Raw genomic sequence first — 25,713 nt, forward strand, 5'->3', positions numbered from 1 at the left:
AATGTTATCTTTCAACTTTCACTCAAAAATATAGTAAAACCTTTGTCTTTAAAGCCTTTTAAAAGTATTGGAATTGGGGTAGCATATTCTCCAAACTTAAAAGCTAACCTTTTTGAGGCAGCAAGGTTAGCTATTTTTTTTCAAGCAAAATTATTTTTAATTCATGTTGGTGACCCTTCAGAAGAAAAAACTAACATGCTGCGTGTCATACTTAAAAGCTTTGAAAAAGACAAACTAGATTATGAAGTTGTTTTTAAAACTGGCGACCCTGTAAATGTTATTCTTTCTACTACAGAAGAAAAGAAAATAGATTTATTAATTCTTGGTGCAGTTCAACGTGAAAAAATTTTAAAATACTACGTTGGTTCTATTGCAAGGAAAATTACTAGAAAAGCAAAATGTTCTATTTTATTATTAATTAATCCTTCTGTTGAGCGTATTCCATGTAAGCATATTGTAGTAAATGGGTTAAAAGACCCAAAAACAGAACAAACAATTACTTCTGCTTTTTATGTGGCCAGTCACCTTAATTCTGATAAAATAACTATTGTTGAAGAAATTGAACAAGAAGAAATTCATGTAAAAGTTAATGATGATAAATCGCTTAGAAGAGCAACAATAGCCAAAGAGCGCATAAAACTTAGAGAAAACTCAAGAGTAAAAGAAATTATTACACATATTCCTAAAGAATTTACTAAAAATAAAACTATAAAATTACAACCCATTTTTGGTAAACGAGGCTATTCTATTGGGCATTATGCGCAAATTTCTAGAGCCGATTTATTAATAATGAATGGCCCATCAAAAATGACTTTTTGGGACCGATTATTTCCACATGATATAGAGCATATTTTAACCGAATTACCAACCGATGTGTTAATCCTTCAATGAGTCCAAAAAAAAATAACATAACCGTATTTTTTAAAGCGCTACCTAAAAACATTTTCTCTGGTTTTGTAGTAAGCCTTATCGCGTTACCTTTAGCCCTAGGACTTGCTATGGCTAGTGATGCGCCTCCTATTGCGGGTATAATTGCTGCAGTTGTTGGCGGTATTATTGTTTCTGTTTTTGGAGGTAGTCATGTTACTATTGTTGGACCTGGAAATGGTTTAGTAGGCGTGCTTTTAGTAGCTATTACCACTTTAGGCATAGAAAGTGCCTATGTGGCGATTATGTGCTCTGGTGTTTTGCTTTTATTACTTGGCTTTTTTAGAATGGGTGCGCTTTCAGATTTTTTTCCATCGTCGGCCATCCAAGGTATGCTTGCCGCCATAGGTTTAATTATTCTGGGAAAACAATTTCATATTATGCTTGCGCATAAAATTAAAAGAGCAGACACTATAGATTATCTTTTAGAAATTCCTTACACTATTAACGATGCGATTCACTATGAAAATAAAGGCTTAATTTTTGCCGCTTTAGCTGGTATTTTAAGTTTAGCTATCATGCTTTTCTATTCAAAAATTAGGAACAAATATTTACAACTTATACCAGCACCAATGTGGATTGTAATATTATCCATTGGGTTTAGTTATTATTTTGAGTTTGGTTTGCACGAATCCAATCCAATTGCACCAGAATATATGGTTTCTGGCATACCAAGTATACAACAAATTATTGCAGATTTACCCAGACCTAATTTTAGCAATATTTGGAGTTTTTCATTTTGGGGTAGTGTTTTAGCATTAACCCTAATTTCAAGTATAGAATCGCTTTTAAGTATAAAGGCAGTAGATAAACTAGACCCAGAAAAACGACGCTCTAACGTTAATAGAGATTTAAAAGCGCTTGGCTTAGCCACTATTGGTAGTGGTTTATTAGGTGGTTTAAATGTGGTAACGGTAATTGCTCGTAGCTCGGTTAATGTTAATCAAGGGGCAAGTAATAGGTCTGCAAACTTCTTCCATGCACTCTTTTTAGTCTTTTTTATTGTGTTTTTTAGCACCCAATTAACGCGCATTCCGCTTCCAGCCTTAATGGCTATTTTGGTTTACACAGGCTACAAATTAGCGTCACCAACGGTAATTACTAAAATGTTTTCAATAGGTAAAGAACAACTTATTATCTTTTTTGTTACACTAATTGTGACCTTAAAAATTGGGTTAATAACAGGTATTATTGCTGGTGTTTTAGCTACATTTATTATCCACGTTATTATTAATAGACATTTGGGTTATGGCTTATTTCTTAGGAATTTATTAAAACCCAATGTTTTAATGTATAAAGAACATGGAGGCAAAAGCAATTATTACGTTAGTGTAAAACACTTCTGCAGCTTTTTAAACTATTTTAGACTAAAAAAACATTTAGATGCTATTCCAGAAAATCAAGATGTAATAGTAGATTTTTCTTTATGTGATTTTGTTGATGATACTGTATTAGAAAACATTAACAACTATCAAGAATTATTTGATAAAAGAGGTGGGTATTTTGGAGTAGTAGGTTTAGATTTACATGATACCGAAACTAAACACCCATTTGCGTCAAGGCGTTTATTACCAGTACCTAAAATTATTAAAAATAGCCTTACTAAACGTCAAACAAAGATGGAAACTTTAGCTGAGGACTATAGTTTAAAATACACTCCTAAAAAGAAAAAAGACGTTTCGTTTCTAAATAGTTTTTCATTTTTCTCAACCAAGCATATTAATCATATTTATAATATACTATCACAACAAGATAATGCTATAACATTATTTGATATTGAGTTTTCTGAAGGTGAATTTATAACCAAGGAAGAAGGGCGTAAAACCATGCTTCATATTAATCTAAAAAAGCCTATTCCGGAGTTTACATTAGATAAAGAAGGGTTTCTAGAAAAAGTTTCAGCTTTTGCGGGTTTTAAAGACATTCCTATCGAAAATCATGACGATTTTTCTAATCGCTTCCATTTACTAGGTAAAAACGAGGTAAACATCGCTAAATTTTTTAATGATGATGTAACTCATTTCTTTGAAAGTAATCCCTATTACCATGTAGAATCTAACGGAAATGCAATTCTTATTTTTGGAAAAGAACGTTTGGCAAGTATCAAAGAAATTAAAGCTTTATATGATTTTGGCAAACGCTTAAAAATAGTTATTCATTAAACTTAGTTTTTGAAAATTTAATGCAAATCATTTCTTAATATATTCTTAACATTTTCTAAGATTTAATATAGATTTCTTAATTTTACAATTCTATGAATTTATACCCAATAAACGCCGGTAATTTAAAGCTAGATGGTGGCGCTATGTTTGGTGTTGTTCCAAAAAAATTATGGGAACGAACTAATCCTGCTGATGCTAACAATATGATTGATATTGCTTCGCGTTGTTTACTTATAGAAGACGGCAATCGCCTTATATTAATAGATAATGGTATGGGCAACAAACAATCTGATAAATTTTACGGTTATTACAATCTTTGGGGTGATTTTAGCTTAGATAAATCTCTTAAATCGTTTGGGTTTCATCGAGACGATATTACCGATGTGTTTATGACGCACCTGCATTTTGATCATTGTGGCGGTAGTATTCAATGGAATAAAGACAGAACACGTTTGGAGCCTGCATTTAAAAACGCACATTTTTGGAGTAATCAAGATCATTGGAAATGGGCAACAGAACCAAACAAAAGAGAACAAGCATCATTTTTAAAAGAAAACATAATCCCAATGGAAGAAAGTGGCCAACTAAAATTCACATCACTTCCTAAAGGTAATATCCTTGAAAATTCGGCATTAGGTTTCGATATTTTTTTTGCTGATGGACATACAGACAAACAAATGATTCCGTTAATTAAATATAAAGATAAAACCATTGCTTTTATGGCAGATTTATTGCCAACCGTTGGGCATTTGCCACTTCCTTACGTTATGGGATATGATACAAGACCATTATTAACGCTAGATGAAAAAGAAGGCTTTTTAAATATGGCAGCAAAACATAATTTCTATTTATTTTTAGAACATGACGCACATAATGAAATTATAACTGTTCAACAAACTGAAAAAGGTGTACGTTTAAAGGACGTTTATACCACTCAAGATATATTCAAATAAATTTATAAATGACTAATTCAAATAATATTATGAAAACAATTAAATTAATAGCAACATCTGCTTTTTTAGCAGTCTTAATGTCTGGCTGTGGCGGTACAGCGGCTGTTTTATCAACGCCTGTTGAAAACATTGATACGTCTCCATTAAAAGTATCTGAACTTACCGAAGCTGAAAAACACAATTGGGGACATTTAGACTTAGTAAAAGATACCATTCCTGGAATGAGTGTTGATAAAGCTTACGCCGAAGTCATTAAAAATAAAAAAGGTCAAAAAGTAATTGTAGCTGTTATTGATTCTGGAATTGATATAGATCATGAAGATTTAAACGACGTCATTTGGACCAATACAGATGAAATTCCAAACAACGGAAAAGACGATGATAATAATGGTTATGTCGATGATATTCACGGATGGAATTTTTTAGGTGATGGATATGATGAACAATTAGAATTTGTTAGAATTTTAGCTACTAATAACACAAGTCATCCAAATTATGCAAATGCTAAAGCCGAATATGATGTTGAGTACCAAAAATGGTTAGGTAGAAAAACACAATATGAACAAATTTTTCAGCAAATTAAAACTGCTGACGAAGCTTTAACAAAGCACTTTGGTAAAACCGATTATACAAAAAAGGAAGTAAGCGCGATTAAAACCGAAGATGAAGGTTTAGCTCAAGCTCAGCAAATTGCCAATTATATGTTTAGTAATGGTATGGAGTCTATGGCCGATGCTAAAAAAGAAATTGGAAATGGTTTGGAGAGTATTAACGATCGTTTAAATTATAACCTAAACAAAGAGTTAAAAGGGCGTGTAACTGGGGATAACCCAGACGATATGTCTACAAAATATTATGGCAATGCTAATGTAAAACCAGTTAAGATAAGTGAAAGTCATGGTACACACGTTGCCGGAATTATTGCAGCCGAACGTAATAACGGAAAAGGCGCAAACGGTGTTGCAAACAACGTTGAAATAATGAGTGTAAGAACCGTACCTAATGGCGATGAATACGATAAAGATGTTGCGCTAGCAATCCGTTATGCGGTTGATAATGGGGCAACTATTATAAACGGAAGTTTTGGTAAAAGCTACTCAACACATAGTGATTGGGTTCGCGATGCTATTGCTTATGCTTCGGAAAAAGATGTAGTTTTTGTACACGCAGCTGGAAATGATAGCAAAAATGTAGATACAGAACCTAATTACCCAGATGATAATGTTAATGGAAAAGAAGTTTCTAACACTTATATAAGAGTTGGTGCTTTGGCTCCAAAATACGGATCGAGTATGGTTGCTGGTTTTTCTAACTACGGAAAACAAAATGTAGATGTATTTGCACCTGGAGCTAGTGTTTATTCTACAACTCCAGAAAACGATTATCAAACCAAAGGAGGAACATCTATGGCTGCTCCTGCTGTTGCTGGTGTTGCAGCTTTAATTCGTTCTTATTATCCTAATTTAAGTGGTGCTCAAGTAAAACAAATTATTATGGATTCTGGTTTAGCCATCAATACTAAAGTTATTGTAGGCGGAAACTCAGAAGATATTAGACCCTTTGCAGATTTAAGTAAATCTGCAAAAATGGTAAATGCATACAATGCATTAATTATGGCAGATAAAATGTCTAAATAATATTTTAATACTATAAAGGTTGTTTTGGTGTACTTTAATGTCATTAAAACAACCTTTTTTAATTCTAGCCTTTATGAATCGTTTTTTTATTTCAATCTTAAGTGTTTCACTATTACTGTCCTGCAATAGCCAAAAAGATGTTGTAGTTTCAACACCTCAAACACCCACTAGTCCTTCTAATGCTCCATCATCTAGCTATTGGCAACAGCATGTAGATTACAAGATGGACATTAATATGAATGTAAACACCTATCAATACATAGGAAAACAAGAATTAGTGTATACCAATAATTCACCCGATGTATTAAATAAAGTTTTTTATCATTTATACTTTAATGCGTTTCAGCCAGGTAGTGAAATGGATGTGCGTTCTCGCACCATTGCAGATCCAGATAGTAGAGTTGGTGATAGAATAAGTAAACTTAAGCCTAATGAAATTGGATATATAAAAGTAAATGCTCTTAAACAAAACGGTGTAAACCTAAACCATGAAACTGTTGGTACTGTTTTAGAGGTAGAATTAGCTAAACCTATTCAACCAGGAGAAAGCGTAACTTTTAATATGGATTTTGATGCTCAAGTACCAGTACAAATTCGTCGTTCTGGTAGAAATAACAAAGAAGGCGTTGCGCTTTCAATGACGCAATGGTACCCAAAATTAGCAGAATACGATTTTGAAGGTTGGCACGCAGATCCATATATAGGTCGTGAATTTCATAGTGTATGGGGTAATTTTGATGTAAAACTAACCATCGATAAAAATTATGTAGTTGGCGGAACTGGTTATTTACAAGACACCCCTAAAGTTGAAGGCAATAAAAAAACACTTCATTTTAAAGCGCCAAATGTACATGATTTTACTTGGGCTGCAGATCCAGATTATACTCATGATACGAAGCAAGTACCTAACGGACCGCTTTTGAATTTCTATTACAAAAGCACTTTAGATGCTGAGAAGAAAGCAAACTGGAAAAAAATGCAATCTAAAACTGTAGAATTAATGCAGTATTACTCAGAACATATTGGTAAGTACCCTTACAACCAGTATTCTGTTCTTCAAGGAGGTGATGGCGGCATGGAATATGCCATGTGTACGCTAATTACTGGTGATCGTAGTTTTGGAAGTTTAGTTGGTGTTACGGCTCATGAAATGGCACATACTTGGTTTCAGTTTTTATTAGCTTCCAATGAAGCAAGACACGAGTGGATGGATGAAGGTTTTACAACCTACATAAGCAACTGGGCTATGAACGATATTTTTAAAGAAGGTAAAGCTAACCCAAACGAGAACTCATATAAAGGCTATTATTACTTAGCAAAATCTGGAAAAGAGCAACCGCTTACTACACATGCAGATCGCTATTCTTTTAATCAATCTTATGGTATTTCGGCGTACAGTAAAGGAGCCGTATTTATGTCTCAATTAGGCTATATTATTGGTGAAGACAACCTTAAAAAAACAATTAAAAAATACTTCGAAGACTTTGCCTTTAAGCATCCAAAGCCTTTTGATATTATTAGAACTGCTGAAAAAATATCTGGCCTAGAATTAGATTGGTATTTAATAGATTTTGCGCAAACTACAAACACTATTGATTATGCTGTAAAATCTGTTGATAATAAATCTATTACTTTAGAGCGTATTGGCGTAATGCCAATGCCAATTGATGTTACGGTAACTTATACTGATAATGCAACTGAGGATTTTTATATCCCATTACAAATGATGCGTGGCGAAAAACCAACCTCAGCAACAATTATTAAAGATTGGGCTTGGGCGTATCCTACCTATACTTTTGAGACTTCAAAAGCTATAAAATCTGTTCATATAGACCCAAGAGAATTTATGGCGGATATTGATAAGGAGAATAATAAGAAGTAAACTTAATTTCAAAAATAAAAAAGCCACTTTATTTTTAATAAAGTGGTTTTTTGGTTTATATTTTTAACTTTATGAAAGGAACTAAATTCGTTTAACACTAAATAGAAATGGAAAAGTATATAGACGCATTTATAAATGCCTTTCAAGGCACATTAAATTGGACATGGAAATCTATAATATTTGAGGTACCATGGTATACAAATTATTTTTATGGACTTATTGCCATCTCACTTTTTGTATGGGTTTTGGAAATAATCTTTCCGTGGCGAAAAGAACAATCTGTTTTTAGAAAAGATTTCTGGTTAGATGGGTTTTATATGTTTTTTAATTTTTTCATATTCTCCATAGTAATTAGTGGTTTCTACAAAGTTTTAGGGTTGCTTTTTGGCGAACTAAATATAACAGCAAAAAGCATAGCTATTTTTGATATCTCAGAATGGATGCCTTGGTTGCAATTATTGGTGTTTTTTATTCTTCTTGATTTTGTACAATGGTTTACACATGTATTATTACATAAATATGGGTTTTTATGGAAGTTTCATAAAGTACACCATAGTGTTAAAGAAATGGGCTTTGCGGCACATTTAAGATACCATTGGATGGAAAATGTTTTTTACAAACCCCTTAAAACATTTGGTGTAATGCTATTAGGTGGTTTTGAACCAGAACAAGCTTATATTGTTCATTTTATAGCTATTGCTATTGGACACTTTAACCATTCTAATATAAAAATTACTTGGGGGCCATTAAAGTATATTTTCAATAACCCTGTTATGCATTTATATCATCATGCTTATGTTCTACCAAAAGGTAAAAACGGTGTAAATTATGGAATTAGTTTAAGTCTTTGGGACTACATTTTTAAAACCAATTATATTCCTGAAGATAGCGGAACTATAGAAATTGGGTTTAAAGGGGATGATAAGTTCCCAAAAGGTTTTATTGGACAAAACACTTATGGGTTTAAAAAGGAACAACATTGATGGCCTTAATACCACGGCTCCCTTTTATAAATTTCAGTTTTGGCAATACGCTCTCGGTTATTTAACCTTAAATGTGTACTAGTTATTTGTCTGTTTCTATAACCTAATAGATGAAATAATGGTTTTGCCAAAAACTTTGCCACAGTTAAATTTACTTGTAAAACACCTTCGGTTTTATTAACCCAAGATACTCCTGGTAACCAAACTAATAAAGTATCTGTTTTTATACGTCTTAAAATAGCCGATAATTTTAAAAAAAATGGCTTTATAGGTTTTATAATAAAAAAACCTTCAGCGCCACGTTTTTGATATAAAGGCATAAAAATACTGCCCTTGGTAGGTGCTGTAATTTCGATAGTATTACTTACTGCTAGTTTTGTTCCTTTTTTTATATGTTCGAAACTTTTAAAACCATTGTGCATTTTAAATTGATCATCTTTTAAAATCTTATGGAGATAAACCACTTCAAAAACATCATTTATATGATTAGCATGCTGCTTTAATTGTTCTTGATATTTTGAAAAACCAATAACGGCTTCTTCTTTTAAAACTCCAGAATAAACGAGTGCCAAATACACAAAAGCAATACTATTCGTGATGGCTGAAAAATCATCATGCTGCCCAGATTCAAACCCCAAAGAGACATATCCTAATTGATTTACATAGCTTAATAATGGACCATTTAAATATTCTTCAATCCCTAAAACTATAGGCACAGGAAATTGTTCTGAGAATTTTCGATTAATTAAAGCATCATTAATGGTAATAAATGGGAGTGTTTTACTAGAAGTAGTGTGTAGGTCTACAAAGTAAAATGGCGGCTGATTGGTTTGTAAAATCTTGTTTAAAACAACATTCAATTCTAATAATTCTGCCTCATCTTCATTTAAAATAGTCTTGTCTTCTATATTTTTAATTTGCTTTTTAGTCCAAAGCCTATTCAAATCATCTTTAACATAGCGTTTGTGTGCTTGTAGTGCGTTTAAATTACCTGCAACGCCATAAATAGTGCCTTTAACAAAAGTAGAATTAATACCAGCCAAAGCATCTTTAATAGCAAAAACCCCGGAAGTTTCATTACCATGTATACCGCCAAAAAATACGACGGTGGGTCCTGGTTTAGTGCCTTCAATTTTGCCTAATATTCTATCTATTTTTATTCTGCTATCAAGTGCTTTATTATATACTTCTATCATACAGTAAAGTCGTTTTTTGTAACCAAACCAATTAATATATTGTTTTTAACAACAGGAAGACTACCAATGGCGTGAGTTTCCATTAATTTTTTTGCAGTTTCTATAGGTGTGTATTCTTCAACAGTAACAATATCTGTAGTCATTAATAATCCAACATTATTTTCTTTTTTTATAGGTTGATCTAAATACGTTTCAACATCAGTCCAACTAATTAAACCTAATAATTCATGATTATTATTTATTACGGGCATATGATGAATATTTTTCCACTTCATAATATGGATTACTAAATCAATACTATCTTTTTTATCGACCGAGAAAATGTCTGAACTCATAATATGCTTTACCACACGCTTTACCTTAAAAAGGGGTTTACTTGTATTATTTATCATGCCCCATACAGAAACAGGGTAACCTTGTTCTTGTTTAGTGTACATATTAGCTGTTAGTATCTGTATCGCCTCATAACGTTTGTGCGATTTTAATAATGCTCTATAATTTCTAACTAACCACTCTGAACCGCTAATTCCAACTACCCTATCTTTAATTATTTTTAAATAATATTCTGCATCTTTAGGAGTTATTCCAACACGATAAAGTCCTTTATATGCCATAGGTAAAAGTTCATTTAAAATAAGATCGTGACTTGATATATACTTACCATTCCAACAAAACTGTGTAGCTATACCATAACGTGCTGCATTAAAAAAGTTTGTTTTTACATCTTTAAAATCCCATTGCTTATGGATATTTTTAAATGCTTTAGGTTTTCCCATCATTATGCCAACCCAAAACATCATGTTAGCAATTTCATCTTTAGTTGTGGGACCAGAAGGAATATATCTATTTTCAATTCTTAAATTTGGCTTTCCATCCAAAACACCATAACAAACCCTATTCCAAGGGTATACCGTGCCATTGTGCAACTGTAAAGCCCTAAGTTTTGGTGTTTCGTTATTTTTAATCATATCTACACTATTACGTGTAAAATGTGTAGTTAAAAAACTTCTAAACCGAGATATATTGTTTTTAAAAATATCTGTTATAGTTCCTTTTTCCCAATCGCTACCAAAACTAACTCTAGACTGTTTTTCATTTAATAAATAAGAATTAACCCTGGTGTCAATACTCTGCGTAAATAGAGCTATCCTGGTTTCGCTCCACAATTCTTTTCCAAATAATAAAGGAGAATTAGTACATGCGCTTAAAACAGGCCCCGCAATAGCTTGTGCCCAATTGTAATTATCAACAAAATCTTTTGGACTAAGTTGCAAATGCATCTGAAAACTTGTATTACAACCCTCTAACATAACAGAATCGTGCAATAAATTAAGCTCGTCTACGCCCTTTATGTTAATATCAAAACTTTTTCTTCGCCTTTGCTTAATAGCATCATTTAAAAATAAATAACGCTCAACATCTGTCATATTTTCTTCGCCCACATTATTAATAGATAATGATGGTAAAATACCGGTAAGTATGATTTTAATATCTTTTTTTGCCGCCACCTTTTTAGCTTTAATCAAATAGGTGTCTAATTGTTTATGAAGTTTAGAAAAACAATCTGCATCAAGTTTAAGAGGATCTAGATTAAGCTCTAAATTATAATTGCCTATTTCTGTTGTAAAATGATCGTCGTTAATGTCCTCTAACAACTCTAAGGATTTACTTTCAGGTAAAAATTGATTATTAACCAAACAAAATTCTTGCTCTGCACCAATTCGTAAAGCATTTTCTTCAATCATGTTATTTTCAATCATGAGGTCCAAAGCTTCAATATCATTTAATAAATGATGTATAAAATTAGCTTTGTCTTTTTTGGTTTTAAGTTTAGAAACATTTAAATCTCCCATAACAGTTCGGTTTAAGTTGGTTTTCAATGGTTTAAATTACTCTACTTCAGGCATTTTAAAAATGATTTTTGTCATGAAAGGTCTTATTTCGCTTGGTGTTAATTGTTATTCCTATTTTTGTAAGCATAAATCTGTTTATGTCTGCAACCTATCCAAAAAAAGAAAAGCTTAAAAGTAAAAAGCTTATTGACCAATTGTTTACAGAAGGGCAATCGGTTTCTGCTTTTCCTTTACGACTCGTGTATTTAGGTACAGATTTTGCAGATGATGTTATAACCAAAACCGGAGTGTCTGTTAGTAAAAGAAACTTTAAAACTGCAGTAGACAGAAACCGAATAAAGCGTTTGCTTAGAGAGTCTTACCGATTAAATAAAGCCAGCTATTTTAACAATTTAACAACGCAACATGCGTTTATGATTTTGTACATTGGTAAAGACAAACCTACATTTGCCCAAGTTGAAACTAAAATGAAAATTTTGTTTGAAAAGTTTTCTAATAAAATTTCTGAATCTTAAACGCCCTTACTATGAAACTACTTTCTTATGCTTTAGTGCTTCTTTTGCCATTAATGTGTGCTTCTCCAAAAGGAGAATCCATTGATTATGCTGAATCTCCAGCTATGGATTATGAAACTGAAGTTGTTGATTCCAATAATTACAAAGCTTATGGTGCTCCAATTGCTAAAGAAGACATAGAGCAAAAAATAATTAAAACCTCTTACTTAAAATTTGAAACGCAAGATTTAGATAAAACCTATTTTCAAATCAAAAAAGCAATTCAAGATAACAAAGGTTTTATTCAAGATGATAATTCAAACAAATCATACAATACCATTACAAGGCATTTAATTATTAGAATACCTACGAATAACTTTCAAAAGACCATAGATGCGGTTGTGAAAGATGTTGCATATTTTGATACTAAGCGTATTTCTGCTAAAGATGTTACTGAAGAATTTATAGATTTAGAAGCGCGCTTAAAAGCTAAACTAACTTTAGAAAAACGTTATTTAGAACTCCTTTCTAAAGCAAAAACAGTTAAGGAAATGCTTGAAATAGAACGTGAATTATCTAATATAAGAGAAGAAATTGAAGCTAAACAAGGACGATTAAAATACCTTCAAAACAAAGTGTCTTTAAGCACTATTGATGTTGAGTTTTATAAACTAACCTCAGAAACACCAGTTACAACATCTTACGGAACTAAAATGTGGAACGCTATAAAATCTGGGTTTAATGGTATTTCTATATTCTTCTTAGGTTTATTACATATTTGGCCTTTTCTATTATTGCTAGTTATTGCTGGGCTACTTGTTAAAAGATGGATTAAAAAAATGAAAAAATGAAAAACATACTTAAAAAGAAAATCATAATTCCAATACTTGCGTGTGTTGTCTTCTTATCAACAACAGCTTTTAAAAATGATTTTTTTGAAATCGCAAAACAAATAGAAATCTTCACCACATTGTTTAAAGAATTAAACATGAATTATGTGGATGAAACCAATCCAGGAGATTTAATGGATACTGCCATAAAAAGTATGTTAGCAGATTTAGATCCATACACCAACTTTATGAACGAACAGGATGTTGAGGCTGCTAGAATTAATAATACTGGTGATTATACAGGTATTGGTGCAAGAATAAAAACCTTAAAAGAAAAACTTATTGTTGTTGAGCCTTATAAAGATTATCCGGCAGACAAAGCGGGTTTAAAAGCAGGTGATGAAATTATAAAAGTGGGAACCGTTTTAATAGAAGACTATGAAGATAACGCAGGCGATTTATTAAGAGGAATTTCTGGATCTTCGGTTGAAGTAACCTATAAGCGCCAAGGAAAAACTGAAACTGCAACCATAAAACGTGCAGAAGTAGAAATTAAAGCCGTACCGCATTTCTCATTAATAGATGATAAAACAGGTTATATTGTTTTAAGTAAATTTAGTAAAAAGGCACATGCCGAAACTAATTATGCTTTACGTGATTTAAAAGCGCAAGGTGCAGAACGTATTATTTTAGATTTACGCGGAAATCCTGGTGGGTTAGTAAATGAAGCTATTAAAATTGTAAATCTTTTTGTGCCAAAAGGCCAATTGGTAGTAACTACAAAATCGAAAGTAAAAAAATATAACCGAACTTACATAACTAAAAACGACCCTATTGATACAGAAATACCATTAGTAATTCTTTTAGATGGTAATAGCGCATCTGCAAGTGAAATTGTTTCTGGAGCGCTGCAAGATTTAGATCGAGCCGTAATTGTTGGGTCAAGAAGTTTTGGAAAAGGCTTAGTACAACGTCCTAAACTATTAACGTATGGTACACAAGTTAAAATTACCATTTCAAGATACTATACACCATCAGGACGATGTATACAAGCTTTAGATTATTGGAATAGAAATGAAAAAGGAGAAGCTGTTAAAGTAAAACAAGAAAACTACAACGCTTTTAAAACTAAAAATGGAAGACAGGTTTTTGATGGCGGAGGCGTATTTCCAGATGTACAAGTGGGATCCAGCAAAACTTCACCAATTACTAATGCTATTGTGCAAAATGATTTAATTTTTGACTTTGCAACCCATTATTATTACAATCACACATTTAATGATATTAATACTTTAAGTCTTACTGATAAAGACTTTTTAGATTTTAAAAACTATCTAAAAACGAATAATTTTTCTTTTGAAACAGACACCGAAAAAGCACTTAAAAAAGCCTTTGAAACTGCAAAAAAAGAAGAGTTAAACGACAATATTGAAAATGATTATAATACCTTAATTTCTAATTTAAACACGTCTAAAAGTCAAGTTGTTGATGAAAATAAAGACTTTTTATTAGAATTATTAACCAAAGATATCGTTAAACGTTATGTATATAGAGAAGGCTTGTATGAGTATTTAGAAGTGCATGATACCGAAATAAAAAAAGCAACCGAGATACTTAACAACCCATCAACATATCAAAATTATTTAAAATAAATACTTGATTTTTATTATATTACTAATTGACACAAAACCCCATTCATATTGACTTGTGGCATGTTTTTATATTAAAAACAGTATATTTATAACCTATTCTAAGTCCATTTATGAATAAATTATTTGTATTAATATTATTTTCTCTCTGTAGTGTTTTTGCTTTTTCTCAAAAAGAATTAACACAAGAAGTTTATTTTGATACCGATAAATACGACGTTCCAAACACAGAAAAAAACCGTTTATTATTATTCATTTCTACATTAAATGATATTGATATTGAGTCTATTTCAATATTTGGTTTTTGTGATGATAGAGGTGCAGATACTTATAATCTAATGCTATCTCAACAACGGGCAGATGCGATTAAAGCTATTTTTGCTAATAACGAAATAAGTGAAACTTTAATAACCAATGTTGATGGTAAAGGAGAAATACTTCTTAAAATTATTGAAGAAGAAAACCTATTAAAAATTAGAGGTTTAAACCGAAAGGTTGAAATTATTGTAAAACCAAAACCACCTAAACCAATTATTAAAAAGGTAATTGATACTACACCGCCTAAACCTAAAAAAGAAAAAGGCGTTGTAGATCTAATAAAAGAAGGTACTAAAGGCGATAAAATTTTATTTAAAAATATATTATTTAAAACGGGTTACCCAACAGTAACGTCAAGTTCTAAAAAAACACTAGAGGCTATTGCAAATGCACTACTAGAACGCGAAGATATTTACTTTACCATTCAAGGGCATGTGTGTTGTACTCAAAATACTCGAGATGCTGTAAATAGAAAAACTAAAACAAGAAATTTATCTGAAGCTAGAGCTAAATACGTTTATGATTATTTTATTAAAAAAGGGATTGATAAAAAACGTATGCGACACGTTGGTATGCGACGTAAATTTCCGTTAGGAGGCGAACCAGAATTTGATAGACGCGTAGAAATACTTATTACCTATACTAATGACCAGGCTAAATAAACTTCAATGCTCTCAAATACTAAGTTTATTATAATTAGTTTCTGTTTTCTTTCTTTTAACAGTCTCCTCTCTCAAAACACATTTATTCCAGATGATAATTTTGAACAGGCCTTAATCGATTTAGGACTTGATACTGCGCCTTTAGATGATAATGTATTAACGGCAAATATTAGTGGTATTACAGATTTAGATTTAAGTTTTGGTATTACAGGTTTAATAATATCAGATCTTACAGGAATAGAAGATTTTACAAGCTTAACTCAACTTTTTGTTCAGGATAATCAATTAACAACTATTAATATAAGTTCGAATGTTAACCTACAAATTTTGTGGTGTTTTAACAATCAACTTTCTGCTCTTAATGTAACTCAAAACCCTAGTTTAATTTCATTACGTTGTGAAGATAATGACTTAACAAATATTGATGTTTCTAATAACCTAAACTTAAATGTTTTAACATGCGAACGAAATCAAATAACTTCAATAGATGTTTCTAATAACATTAATTTAAATAGGTTTCAATGTGGTAATAATCAATTATCTAATTTAGATGTGAGCGCAATCCCAAATTTATCCTTTTTGTATTGTGAACAAAACCAATTAACAAATTTAAACCTTACTAATAATGACCGATTGGATGTTTTAGTATGTTCTAATAATCAATTAACCGAGCTAGACCTTTCTCAAAGTTATAATCTATCACATTTAAACTGTAGCAACAATCAACTTTGTGCTTTAAATATTAAAAACGGAAATAATATTTCTGTTACTTTAATAGATTTTGATAATAATCCAGGTTTAAACTGTGTTGTTGTTGATGATATTAATGAAAATCATTCAAGTTGGATTCCTACTAGTTTTTTAAATTATGTAAACGCTCCAGACGATTGTAGTGATTTTATACCTGTTGATTCATTAGAGAATATAATTGGAACAAGTTATACATTACCAACACTTATTAATGGTAATTACTTTACAGAAACTAATGGTATGGGTATGCCTTTAAATACTGGAGATGTAATTACAACTTCTCAAACCATTTATATTTACAACGAAAGCACGTGCAATAGCAACGAAAGCTTTTTTACTGTTTTTATTAATAATGAAGATTATTTTATACCTAAATTCTTTACACCAAATAATGACGGTATAAATGATGTTTGGCAAATTTATGACAGATTAAACCTGGTAAATAATATTTCAATTTATAACCGACATGGTAAGCTTATAAAATTTTTACCAAATACAACATCAACTTGGGATGGTACTTTTAATGGTTCGCCATTAAGCGCAGATAGTTATTGGTACGAAATTATTTTAAACACACGAGAAGTTCTACGTGGGTCTTTTGCTTTAAAACGCTAACTTTTTTTTATCATAGCTATATGCGGGATATCATCTTCAAGATACTCCGCTCCTATTTCTTTATAACCTAGTGCATTATAAAACTTTTTTAAGTAGACTTGAGCTGATATTTTTATATCTGTTTCATTAAAATATGTTTTTATCGCTTCCGCGGAAGCGTTCATAATATCAAAACCATATTTATGTGTTCTTTCATTTTTAGCAACCACTACTCTACCAATACTTGCTAATTCAAAATAATCGCCTGGTTTAAAAATACGTGTATACCCTACTATGTTATTGTTTTTAAACCCTAAAACATGAAGTGCTTTTTCATCTTTTCCATCTAAATCTTGATACACACAATCTTGCTCTACTACAAATACCTCACTACGTAATTGTAATAAATTATACAATTCATTTTTAGTGAGTGCTTCAAAAGATTTTACTTTAATTTCTATCATTTTCTAACAAATAAACACCTAAACAACAAACGATTAATTTCTTTTTTTTAGAAATCAATCTTGTACAATTATATCTTTAGCATCATCTTTACCAAACTCTGGTTGAATATTTACATGGTTAATATCGTACTTTTTAAATACCAAATCTTCTATGTCATGTAAAATAATATCAAATTGAGAGAGCGTAATATCTTTATTAAAATCTATATGCGCTTCTAAATGAACTTCATCTTCGTTAAGCTGCCAAACATGAACATGATGAATACTTTTAACGGTTTTAAAAGCATTAATTTCTTCAACTATCTTTTTTATAGGAATCGTGTCTGGTGTAAAGAGCATAAGTACTTTAGTAGAGTCTTTTAATAAATCGAATCCCATCCAAATTAAGTATAAGGCAATAGCAAAAGTAAGCACACTATCTACCCAATAAACTTGATAATATTTCATTAATAAACCACCTATTAAAACAGCTACACTCGCCATCATATCGGTTAATAAATGAAGATATGCGCTTTTCATATTCATATTAGCTTGAGCATCTTTTTTAAGTAAAAGCACACTAAAACCATTACCTAAAATAGCAACAACAGAAAGCCAAATAACTAAATTAGATTCAATTTCTTGTGGGTTTTGATACCGTTTTACAGCTTCAATAATCAATAATATAGCAACAACTATTAAGGTTGCAGCATTTATAAAAGCAGCTAAAATTTCAGCACGTTTATAACCAAATGTTTTTTGAAAAGAGGCTTTTTTCTTTGTTAAATTATTAGCTATATAACTAATAATAAGCGAAATAACATCGCTAAAATTATGCAATGCATCACTTAATAATGCTAAACTTCCAGAAATTAAGCCACCAACAACTTGAGCAGCTGTAATAATAATGTTTAGTAAAATAGATATAAAAAGATTGCGACCTTTTAAGTCGCCATGATCATGCGAGTGATTATGACCATGATGATGTCCCATTTTATATAAAAAGATATATTAACACGATAAAGGAATTTTATCAATTCTTCTTTGGTGTCTTCCGCCTTCAAACTCAGTATTTAAAAAAGTTTCAACCATATTTAAAGCTTGAGGAATCGCTGTAAACCTTGCCGGAATACATAAAATGTTTGCATTATTATGTAATCTTACTAATTCTACAATTTCATTATTCCAACATAAACCAGCACGTATTTTTTGGTGTTTATTAGCTGTCATAGCTACACCATTTGCACTCCCGCAAATTAAAATACCAAAATCTGCTTTATTGGTTTCAACATCTACAGCAACAGGGTGTCCAAAATCTGAATAATCAGCACTGTCATTAGTATCGGTACCGTAATTATTAACAGTTATACCTTTAGATTCTAATAACGCTTTAATAGCAAATTTGTATTCTGTTCCTGCGTGATCGTTTCCTATTGAAATTGTCATGATTCAATTATTATATTAAACTTCAAAGTTAATAATAACTTATAAGTATGAATAACTTAATACAGCATACTTATTCAGTTTTTTTAGATTTAATGTTCCTATGTATTATATGGTTACTAATTACTGTTAATAAGTGGATAGGTAATTAATGATTACTTGTTAATATCTAATCATAGTTTGGTAAAACTTTTTCTAGGAAAATCCAGTTAATTTTTCAATCCATAACATTTAATTAACCTGCAAATAAGTTAACGTAAATTTTTGGTTAAGTTATAAGCACCTGAATGTATAGTTGTGAGTTACTAAAATAGTAATACTTATTAAAAATTGTTGTTAATAGTAGTTTTAAACAATTGTTAATAGCTTTATTAAATAGCTTAAATATAAACGAGTTAAGTAATTAATTTATGTTCATTTCCTATCAACAACATTCAATAAGATATATATCAAAATAAATATTAAAAAAGTTATACCGCTATTAACACACTATAATAACCACCATTTATTTTTTTAAATTTTAAAAGAAAATTAATTATATAATATATAATGTGGATAACTATGATTTATAAAGTTTAAATTAGTTAATAGTATTAAATACCATATTATCGAATTTTTATTTGTCTTATAACGATAAATAGTATATTACGTATCAGTTTAAATTTATAAAATATGAATAGAATATTACTATTACTTTTAATGATTTCTTTTTCTTTATTTGGACAGGTTCAAATAGGTCAAGATATAGATGGAGAATTAACAATAGCTGGCGATAATTCAGGTAGATCGATAAGTTTCTCTGCTGATGGAAGTTTAGTAGCTATTGGAGCTGCTAATAATGATGGTAATGGATCAAATTCAGGTCATGTAAGAATCTTCAAGAATATAAATAATTCTTGGGTTCAAGTGGGTAACGATATAAATGGAGAAGCTAGAGGTGATAATTTACGTAAAGTAAGTTTATCTTCAGATGGTAGTGTAGTTGCTGTAGGAGCATCTTCTAATAATGGTAATGGATCAAATTCTGGCCATGTAAGAATTTATAAGAATATAAATGATTCATGGGTTCAAGTGGGTAGTGATATTGATGGGGAGGCAGCAGGCGATGCTTCTGGAGTAAGTTTAAGTTTATCATCTAATGGGAATATAGTTGCGATAGGTGCATATTTTAATGACGGTAATGGATCAAATTCAGGTCATGTAAGAATCTATAAGAATATAAATGATTCATGGGTTCAAGTAGGTAGTGATATTGATGGGGAAGCCGCTGATGATTTATTTGGATACAGTATTAGTTTATCTGTTGATGGAAGTGTAGTAGCTATTGGAGCTCCAAGTAACGACGGTAATGGATCAAATTCAGGTCATGTAAGAATTTATAAAGATATAAATGATTCATGGTTTCAAGTGGGTAGTGATATTGATGGGGAAGCAGTAGGTGATAATTCAGGTAGAAGTGTTAGTTTATCATCTAATGGGAATATAATAGCTATAGGTGCATATTTTAATGACGGTAATGGTTTTGATTCAGGTCATGTAAGAATTTATAAAAATGTTAATGATTCATGGGTACAAATAGGTAGTGATATAGATGGAGAAGCAGAAGGAGATTTTTCAGGGAATTGTGTTAGTCTTTCTTCCGATGGTAGTATTGTTGCAATAGGTGCAGTATTGAATAATGGTAATGGAACAGCATCAGGTCATGTAAGAATCTATAAAAATATAAATGATTTATGGGTACAAATAGGTAGTGATATAGATGGAGAAGCAGAAGAGGATCAATCTGGTGAAGCGGTAAGTTTATCTTCTGATGGTAATATAATAGCTATAGGTGCATTTTTAAATGACGGTAATGGATTTAATTCAGGTCATGTAAGAATTTATAAGAATGTATCGGATGTTTGGACCAAAGTAGGTAATGATATAGATGGCGGTGAACCTATAGGTGGCTCATCAGGTCAAAGAGTATCTTTATCAGCCAATGGTAATATCCTTGCTATAGGGGCAAGACTAAATAATGGAGGTGAAGAAAGAGCGGGTCATGTTCGTGTGTTAGAAAATGTATCAGGAGTTTGGACCCAAATAGGAGAGGATATAGACGGTGAAGCGAGACTAGATGAATCTGGATATAGTATAAATTTATCATCCAATGGAAATGTAGTTGCAATAGGAGCGGTTAGAAATGATGGAAATGGAACCAGCTCTGGACATGCAAGAATTTTTGAGAATATATCAGGAACTTGGACACAAATAGGACAAGATATTGATGGTTTAGCACGTGGAGATTTGTTTGGTTATAGTGTAGGTTTATCCTCTGATGGTAATATTATTGCTATTGGTTCATCATCTAATGACGATAATGGGTCATCTTCTGGTCATGTTCGTGTTTTTGAAAACATATCTGGTAATTGGTCGCAAATAGGAAATAGTATTCTAGGGAAAGCAGCAGGAGATCGTTTTGGAATAAGATTAAGTGTAGATTCAACTGGTAATCTAGTTGCTATTAGTTCTCAGTTTAATAATGGAAATGCAACGTCATCAGCCTATGTAAGTATTTATAAAAATTTGTCTGGTACATGGACACAAATAGGAAATGACATTGAAGGAGAAGCAGCTGAGGATCGTTTTGGATTCGGATTGAGCTTATCATCCGATGGAAATGTTGTTGCTATAAGTGCTCCTTTTAGTGATGTAAATGGAGATGATTCTGGTTATGTGAAAGTCTATAGAAATATATCCGATGTTTGGACACAGATAGGTTCAGATATACATGGAGAAATATTTGATTATTTAGGAAGAAGTGTAAGTTTATCATCCGATGGAAGTATTATTGCAGTTGGAGCTACAGAAAATAATAATAATGAGGAAGATTCAGGTTATGTAAAAATTTATAAGAATACAGCTAATGTTTGGACTCAGGTAGGTACAGATATAAATGGAGAAGCTGCAGGAGATTCCTCAGGGAATAGTGTGAGTTTATCATCAGATGGTAGTATTGTTGCTATAGGCGCTCCTGGAAATGATGCTAATGCATTAGATTCAGGTCATGTTCGTGTATATGATTTAAGTGCTGTTTTATCTACTAGAAGTTTCGAAAAAGACTATTTTTCATATTACCCTAATCCAGTAAATGATATTTTAAACATTGATTTAAACAAAGGTTTAGAACTAAAACAAATCAATATTTATAATCTTCAAAGCCAATATTTATATTCAGTAAAAACCTTAAAGGTTGATGTTAGTAATTTATCTAGTGGTTTATATTTTATTGAGGTAGAAACTAATCAAGGAACATCTGCTAAAAAAATCATTATAGAATAGTTTAATTATTCAAAACAAACTAAAAAAGTTATTCCGTATATTAACAACTAATTGTAATTATTAATGAAAAAAATTACTTTTTTACTAGTCGTTATTTTATTTCTAGGACTAGAAATAGATGCACAAAACCCTTACTTAATTAAAAATATAAATACCTCTCATGGTTCATCTAGTAGTGACCCAGAAAATTTTATAACCATTGGTAATACTGTATATTTTACAGCTAATGATAACTTAAATGGTCGTGAATTATGGAAGAGTGATGGCAGTAGTTCAGGTACAGTATTGGTTAAAGATATACATGTAGGTCCATCAACAAGTAATATAGAAAATCTTACGGCTGTTGATAATACCTTATATTTTACTGCTAATGATGGTGTTAATGGTGTAGAATTATGGAAGAGTGATGGCAGTAGTTCAGGTACAGTAATAGTAAAAGATATAGCTCCAGGTCCATCAAGTACTTATCTAGAAAATCTCACGGTTTTTGGAAATACCTTATATTTTAGTGCTGATGATAATGTAAATGGTCTTGAATTATGGAAAAGTGATGGTAGTAGCTCAGGAACAGTACTGGTTAAAGATATACGTGAAGGTAGATCAGGTAGTAATCCAGAAAATCTCACGGTTCTTGGAAATACCTTATATTTTAGTGCTTATGATAGAGATAATGGTATTGAACTATGGAAGAGTGATGGTAACAGCTCGGGAACAGTACTGGTTAAGGATATAGCTGAAGGTTTATCAAATAGTTGGCCAGTAAACCTCACTGCTATTGGTAATACTTTATATTTTACAGCCATTGATAATGACAATGTTATTGGATTATGGAAGAGTGATGGTAGTAGTTTAGGAACAGTACTGGTTAAAGATATAGCTGAAGCATCATCTAATAGTTTACCATCAAATCTCACCGCTATAGGTAATACCTTATACCTTAGCGCTGATGATGGCGTTAATGGTTTTGAATTATGGAAGAGCGATGGTAGTAGCTCAGGAACAGTTCTGGTTAAAGATATAAGTGTAGGTCCATCAAGTGGTAATCCAGAAAATCTCACCGCTATAGGTAATACCTTATATTTTAGCGCTGATGATGGCGTTAATGGTCTTGAATTATGGAAGAGTGATGGTAGTAGTTCGGGAACTGTAATGGTTAAGAATATAGCTGAAGGTTCATCAAGCAGTACTCCAGAAAACCTTACTGCTATAGGTAATGTCTTATATTTTAGAGTTGCTGATGATGATCGTAATTTTAGATTTACATTATGGAAAAGTGATGGTAATAGTTCAGGAACAGTACAGGTAAAGGATATATCTACATATCCATTAAGTAGTAGTACAGAAAAATTTACTGCTATCGGTAATATCTTATATTTTAGAGCTTCTGGTGATAGCAGTGGTGTTGAATTATGGAAGAGTGATGGTAGTAGTTCAGGAACAGTATTAGTTAAAGATATAGCTCAATTAACCGCACGCCCTAGTAGTCCATCAATGCTTACGGCTGTTGGAAATACCTTATATTTCAGAGCTGATGATGGTGTAAATGGTGCTGAATTATGGAAGAGTGATGGCAGTGGTTCAGGAACAGTACTGGTAAAGGATATACGTGAAGGATCAAACAATAGTTTACCATCAGAACTCACCGCTGTTGGTAATACTTTATATTTTGTAGCTACTGATAGATTTAATGGTCGTGAATTATGGAAAAGTGATGGCAGTAGCTCAGGAACAGTACTTGTTAAGGATATACGTGAAGGGTCATCAAGTAGTAGGCCATCAGAACTCACCGCTGTTGGTAATACTTTATATTTTAGAGTTGATGATAGTATGAATGGTCTAGAATTATGGAAGAGTGATGGCAGTAGCTCAGGAACAGTACTTGTTAAGGATATACGTGAAGGGTCATCAAGTAGTAGACCATCAGATCTCATAGCTGTTGGTAATACTTTATATTTTAGTGCTTTTAGTGATAGTATTAGTTTAGTATTATGGAAGAGTGACGGTAGTAGTTCAGGTACAGTACAGGTCGAGGATATAGCAGGTTCATTATTGTATTCACCAAAAAATCTCACCGCCAGCGGTAATACCTTATATTTCAGCAGTTCTGATAAATTATGGAAGACTGATGGCACTAGTTCAGGAACAGTGTTGGTTAAGGATATGCGTGTAGGTCCATTGAGTTCTAATTTATCTGGATTCAAAGTTATTGGTGATACATTATATTTTATAGTTTCTGATACTCCTAATCGTCTTGAATTATGGAAGAGTGATGGCAGTAGTTCAGGAACAGTACTAGTTAAGGATTTAACAGAAGTTTTATCAAGTAGTTGGGTATCAAACCTTAAAGTAGTCAGTAATACTTTATACTTTACAGCTTTTGATAATGCCAATGGTTTTGAATTATGGAAGAGTGATGGCAGTAATTTAGGAACAGTAATAGTTAAGGATATAGTTTTAGGTTCATCAAGTAGTAATCCAGAAAATCTCACAGTTGTTGGTAATACCTTATATTTTAGAGCTAATGATGGTGTCAATGGTCTGGAATTATGGAAGAGTGATGGTAGTAGTTCAGGAACAGTACTAGTCAAGGATATAGCTTTAGGTTCATTAAGTGGTAATCCAGAAAGATTAAAAGCCGTTGGTAATACCTTATATTTTAGAGGATTTCCAATTTCTAAAAGTGGTTATTTTTATAACATCGAATTAATGGCACTTGGTTATTGTAGACCAAATAACACAATACTTAATACCAATGAGACTATTGAAGTTATGTTTTATAATAGTGAGCAACAAATAAGTCCAAACACACAAAGCTGTTACTGTAATTTGTTTAATGAACTTATCAGTACAATAGATGCTACAGGAGCTAATCCTTATAGCGTAATAACAATTAATAAAGTTTATTTAGATAACTCAACAACAGTAGATTACGTAAAACGACATTATGAAATTACGCCAGAGACTAATATAGAAACTGCAACCGGCACCATTACTTTATATTTTACGCAACCAGAGTTTGACGCTTATAATGCTTTAAATACTGAATTATTACCGACAGGACCTTCAGATATAGCAAATAAGGCGAATATACTAATAGAGTTAAGAACAGGATTAAGTTCAGATGGAAGCGGATTAATTACATCTTATTCCGGAGATGAATCAGTTATCAACCCAGAAGATAATGATATTGTATGGAATGCAGTAGATAACCGATGGGAAATAACTTTTGAAACCACAGGTTTTGGCGGTTTTTGGTTAACAAGTAATACTTCATTAAGTGTAAAAAAAATAAAAGATACTTCAATAAAAGTATTTCCTAATCCAGTACAAGATATTATAAATATCCAGTTAAACAAAGGCACAGAACTAAAACAAGTTAACCTCTATAATCTACAGGGACAACATTTATATTCAGTAAAAACCTCAAAAATAGATGTTAGTAATTTATCTAGTGGTCTATATTTTATTGAGGTAGAAACTAATGAAGGAAAATCTGCTAAGAAAATTATAGTGGAGTAAATAAAATAAATTAATCAAGTAATTAAAGCTCACTTTAAGTGGGCTTTTTTTATTATTTAATATTAAGTAAACATTCCTTTTAATATTTTAATCGTAG

At 31.5% G+C, this 25,713-nt stretch carries 18 protein-coding genes; 13 read left to right on the forward strand and 5 right to left on the reverse strand.

Annotated elements, in window-relative coordinates:
• The first annotated feature begins 42 nt into the window (after nucleotides 1-42).
• From SJY43_RS04020 to SJY43_RS04045, 6 genes are all read left to right on the forward strand, one after another.
• Entirely contained in the window at nucleotides 43-891 is an 849-nt protein-coding gene (locus tag SJY43_RS04020; RefSeq protein WP_396602556.1) for a universal stress protein, read from the forward strand.
• Nucleotides 888-3,089 (forward strand): SulP family inorganic anion transporter, encoded by a 2,202-nt coding sequence (locus tag SJY43_RS04025; protein ID WP_396602557.1) that lies wholly within the window; start codon nucleotides 888-890, stop codon nucleotides 3,087-3,089. Before SJY43_RS04020 ends, SJY43_RS04025 begins: the two co-directional genes overlap by 4 nt.
• A gap of 92 nt (nucleotides 3,090-3,181) precedes the next feature.
• On the forward strand, nucleotides 3,182-4,042 hold the full coding sequence (locus SJY43_RS04030; protein ID WP_396602558.1) for an MBL fold metallo-hydrolase: 861 nt from the start codon (nucleotides 3,182-3,184) through the stop codon (nucleotides 4,040-4,042).
• Between the two features lie 29 nt (nucleotides 4,043-4,071).
• Nucleotides 4,072-5,679 carry a S8 family peptidase gene (locus SJY43_RS04035; protein WP_396602559.1) on the forward strand — a complete coding sequence of 536 codons (1,608 nt, stop codon included), beginning with the start codon at nucleotides 4,072-4,074 and terminating at the stop codon, nucleotides 5,677-5,679.
• Nucleotides 5,680-5,752: 73 nt separating this feature from the next.
• A complete protein-coding gene (locus SJY43_RS04040) occupies nucleotides 5,753-7,561 on the forward strand; it encodes a M1 family metallopeptidase (RefSeq protein WP_396602560.1) in 1,809 nt (602 codons plus the stop codon).
• Nucleotides 7,562-7,668: 107 nt separating this feature from the next.
• Nucleotides 7,669-8,544, forward strand: a complete 876-nt coding sequence (locus tag SJY43_RS04045) for a sterol desaturase family protein (protein WP_396602561.1) — start codon at nucleotides 7,669-7,671, stop codon at nucleotides 8,542-8,544.
• Nucleotides 8,545-8,549: 5 nt separating this feature from the next.
• On the opposite strand, the gene SJY43_RS04050 is transcribed toward SJY43_RS04045, so the two are convergent.
• A complete protein-coding gene (locus tag SJY43_RS04050; protein ID WP_396602562.1) occupies nucleotides 8,550-9,740 on the reverse strand; it encodes a succinylglutamate desuccinylase/aspartoacylase family protein in 1,191 nt (396 codons plus the stop codon).
• Nucleotides 9,737-11,593 carry a CBS domain-containing protein gene (locus SJY43_RS04055; protein WP_396602563.1) on the reverse strand — a complete coding sequence of 619 codons (1,857 nt, stop codon included), beginning with the start codon at nucleotides 11,591-11,593 and terminating at the stop codon, nucleotides 9,737-9,739. The genes SJY43_RS04050 and SJY43_RS04055 overlap by 4 nt, the downstream gene beginning before the upstream one ends.
• Nucleotides 11,594-11,730: 137 nt before the next feature.
• Between SJY43_RS04055 and rnpA the strand changes: the two genes are divergently transcribed.
• From rnpA to SJY43_RS04080, 5 genes are all read left to right on the forward strand, one after another.
• A complete protein-coding gene (rnpA, locus tag SJY43_RS04060; RefSeq protein WP_396602564.1) occupies nucleotides 11,731-12,108 on the forward strand; it encodes a ribonuclease P protein component in 378 nt (125 codons plus the stop codon).
• An 11-nt stretch (nucleotides 12,109-12,119) separates the two neighbouring features.
• The gene (locus SJY43_RS04065) at nucleotides 12,120-12,938 is read left to right on the forward strand and encodes a DUF4349 domain-containing protein (RefSeq protein ID WP_396602565.1); all 819 of its coding nucleotides are present in this window, start codon (nucleotides 12,120-12,122) and stop codon (nucleotides 12,936-12,938) included.
• Nucleotides 12,935-14,569: a S41 family peptidase gene (locus SJY43_RS04070; protein ID WP_396602566.1), complete on the forward strand. Its 1,635-nt coding sequence runs from the start codon at nucleotides 12,935-12,937 to the stop codon at nucleotides 14,567-14,569. Before SJY43_RS04065 ends, SJY43_RS04070 begins: the two co-directional genes overlap by 4 nt.
• A 110-nt stretch (nucleotides 14,570-14,679) precedes the next feature.
• The gene (locus tag SJY43_RS04075; RefSeq protein ID WP_396602567.1) at nucleotides 14,680-15,546 is read left to right on the forward strand and encodes an OmpA family protein; all 867 of its coding nucleotides are present in this window, start codon (nucleotides 14,680-14,682) and stop codon (nucleotides 15,544-15,546) included.
• Nucleotides 15,547-15,552: 6 nt separating this feature from the next.
• Complete coding sequence (locus SJY43_RS04080) at nucleotides 15,553-16,911, forward strand: T9SS type B sorting domain-containing protein (protein WP_396602568.1); 1,359 nt, start codon at nucleotides 15,553-15,555, stop codon at nucleotides 16,909-16,911.
• Here SJY43_RS04080 and SJY43_RS04085 read toward each other — a convergent pair.
• From SJY43_RS04085 to SJY43_RS04095, 3 genes are read right to left on the reverse strand one after another with little or no spacing between them, the layout of a single operon-like run.
• Entirely contained in the window at nucleotides 16,908-17,354 is a 447-nt protein-coding gene (locus tag SJY43_RS04085) for a GNAT family N-acetyltransferase (protein WP_396602569.1), read from the reverse strand. The genes SJY43_RS04080 and SJY43_RS04085 overlap by 4 nt on opposite strands.
• Nucleotides 17,355-17,408: 54 nt before the next feature.
• Nucleotides 17,409-18,326 carry a cation diffusion facilitator family transporter gene (locus SJY43_RS04090; RefSeq protein WP_396602570.1) on the reverse strand — a complete coding sequence of 306 codons (918 nt, stop codon included), beginning with the start codon at nucleotides 18,324-18,326 and terminating at the stop codon, nucleotides 17,409-17,411.
• An 18-nt stretch (nucleotides 18,327-18,344) separates the two neighbouring features.
• Nucleotides 18,345-18,779: an RpiB/LacA/LacB family sugar-phosphate isomerase gene (locus tag SJY43_RS04095; RefSeq protein WP_396602571.1), complete on the reverse strand. Its 435-nt coding sequence runs from the start codon at nucleotides 18,777-18,779 to the stop codon at nucleotides 18,345-18,347.
• 669 nt (nucleotides 18,780-19,448) lie between these two features.
• On the opposite strand from SJY43_RS04095, the gene SJY43_RS04100 reads away from it, so the two are divergent.
• A complete protein-coding gene (locus tag SJY43_RS04100; protein WP_396602572.1) occupies nucleotides 19,449-22,097 on the forward strand; it encodes a T9SS type A sorting domain-containing protein in 2,649 nt (882 codons plus the stop codon).
• Nucleotides 22,098-22,160: 63 nt separating this feature from the next.
• Nucleotides 22,161-25,616: an ELWxxDGT repeat protein gene (locus SJY43_RS04105; RefSeq protein ID WP_396602573.1), complete on the forward strand. Its 3,456-nt coding sequence runs from the start codon at nucleotides 22,161-22,163 to the stop codon at nucleotides 25,614-25,616.
• Nucleotides 25,617-25,713: the final 97 nt, after the last annotated feature.

This window comes from Algibacter sp. R77976 (genome assembly GCF_044594645.1).
In the GTDB taxonomy this organism is placed as follows: Bacteria; Bacteroidota; Bacteroidia; order Flavobacteriales; family Flavobacteriaceae; genus Algibacter_B.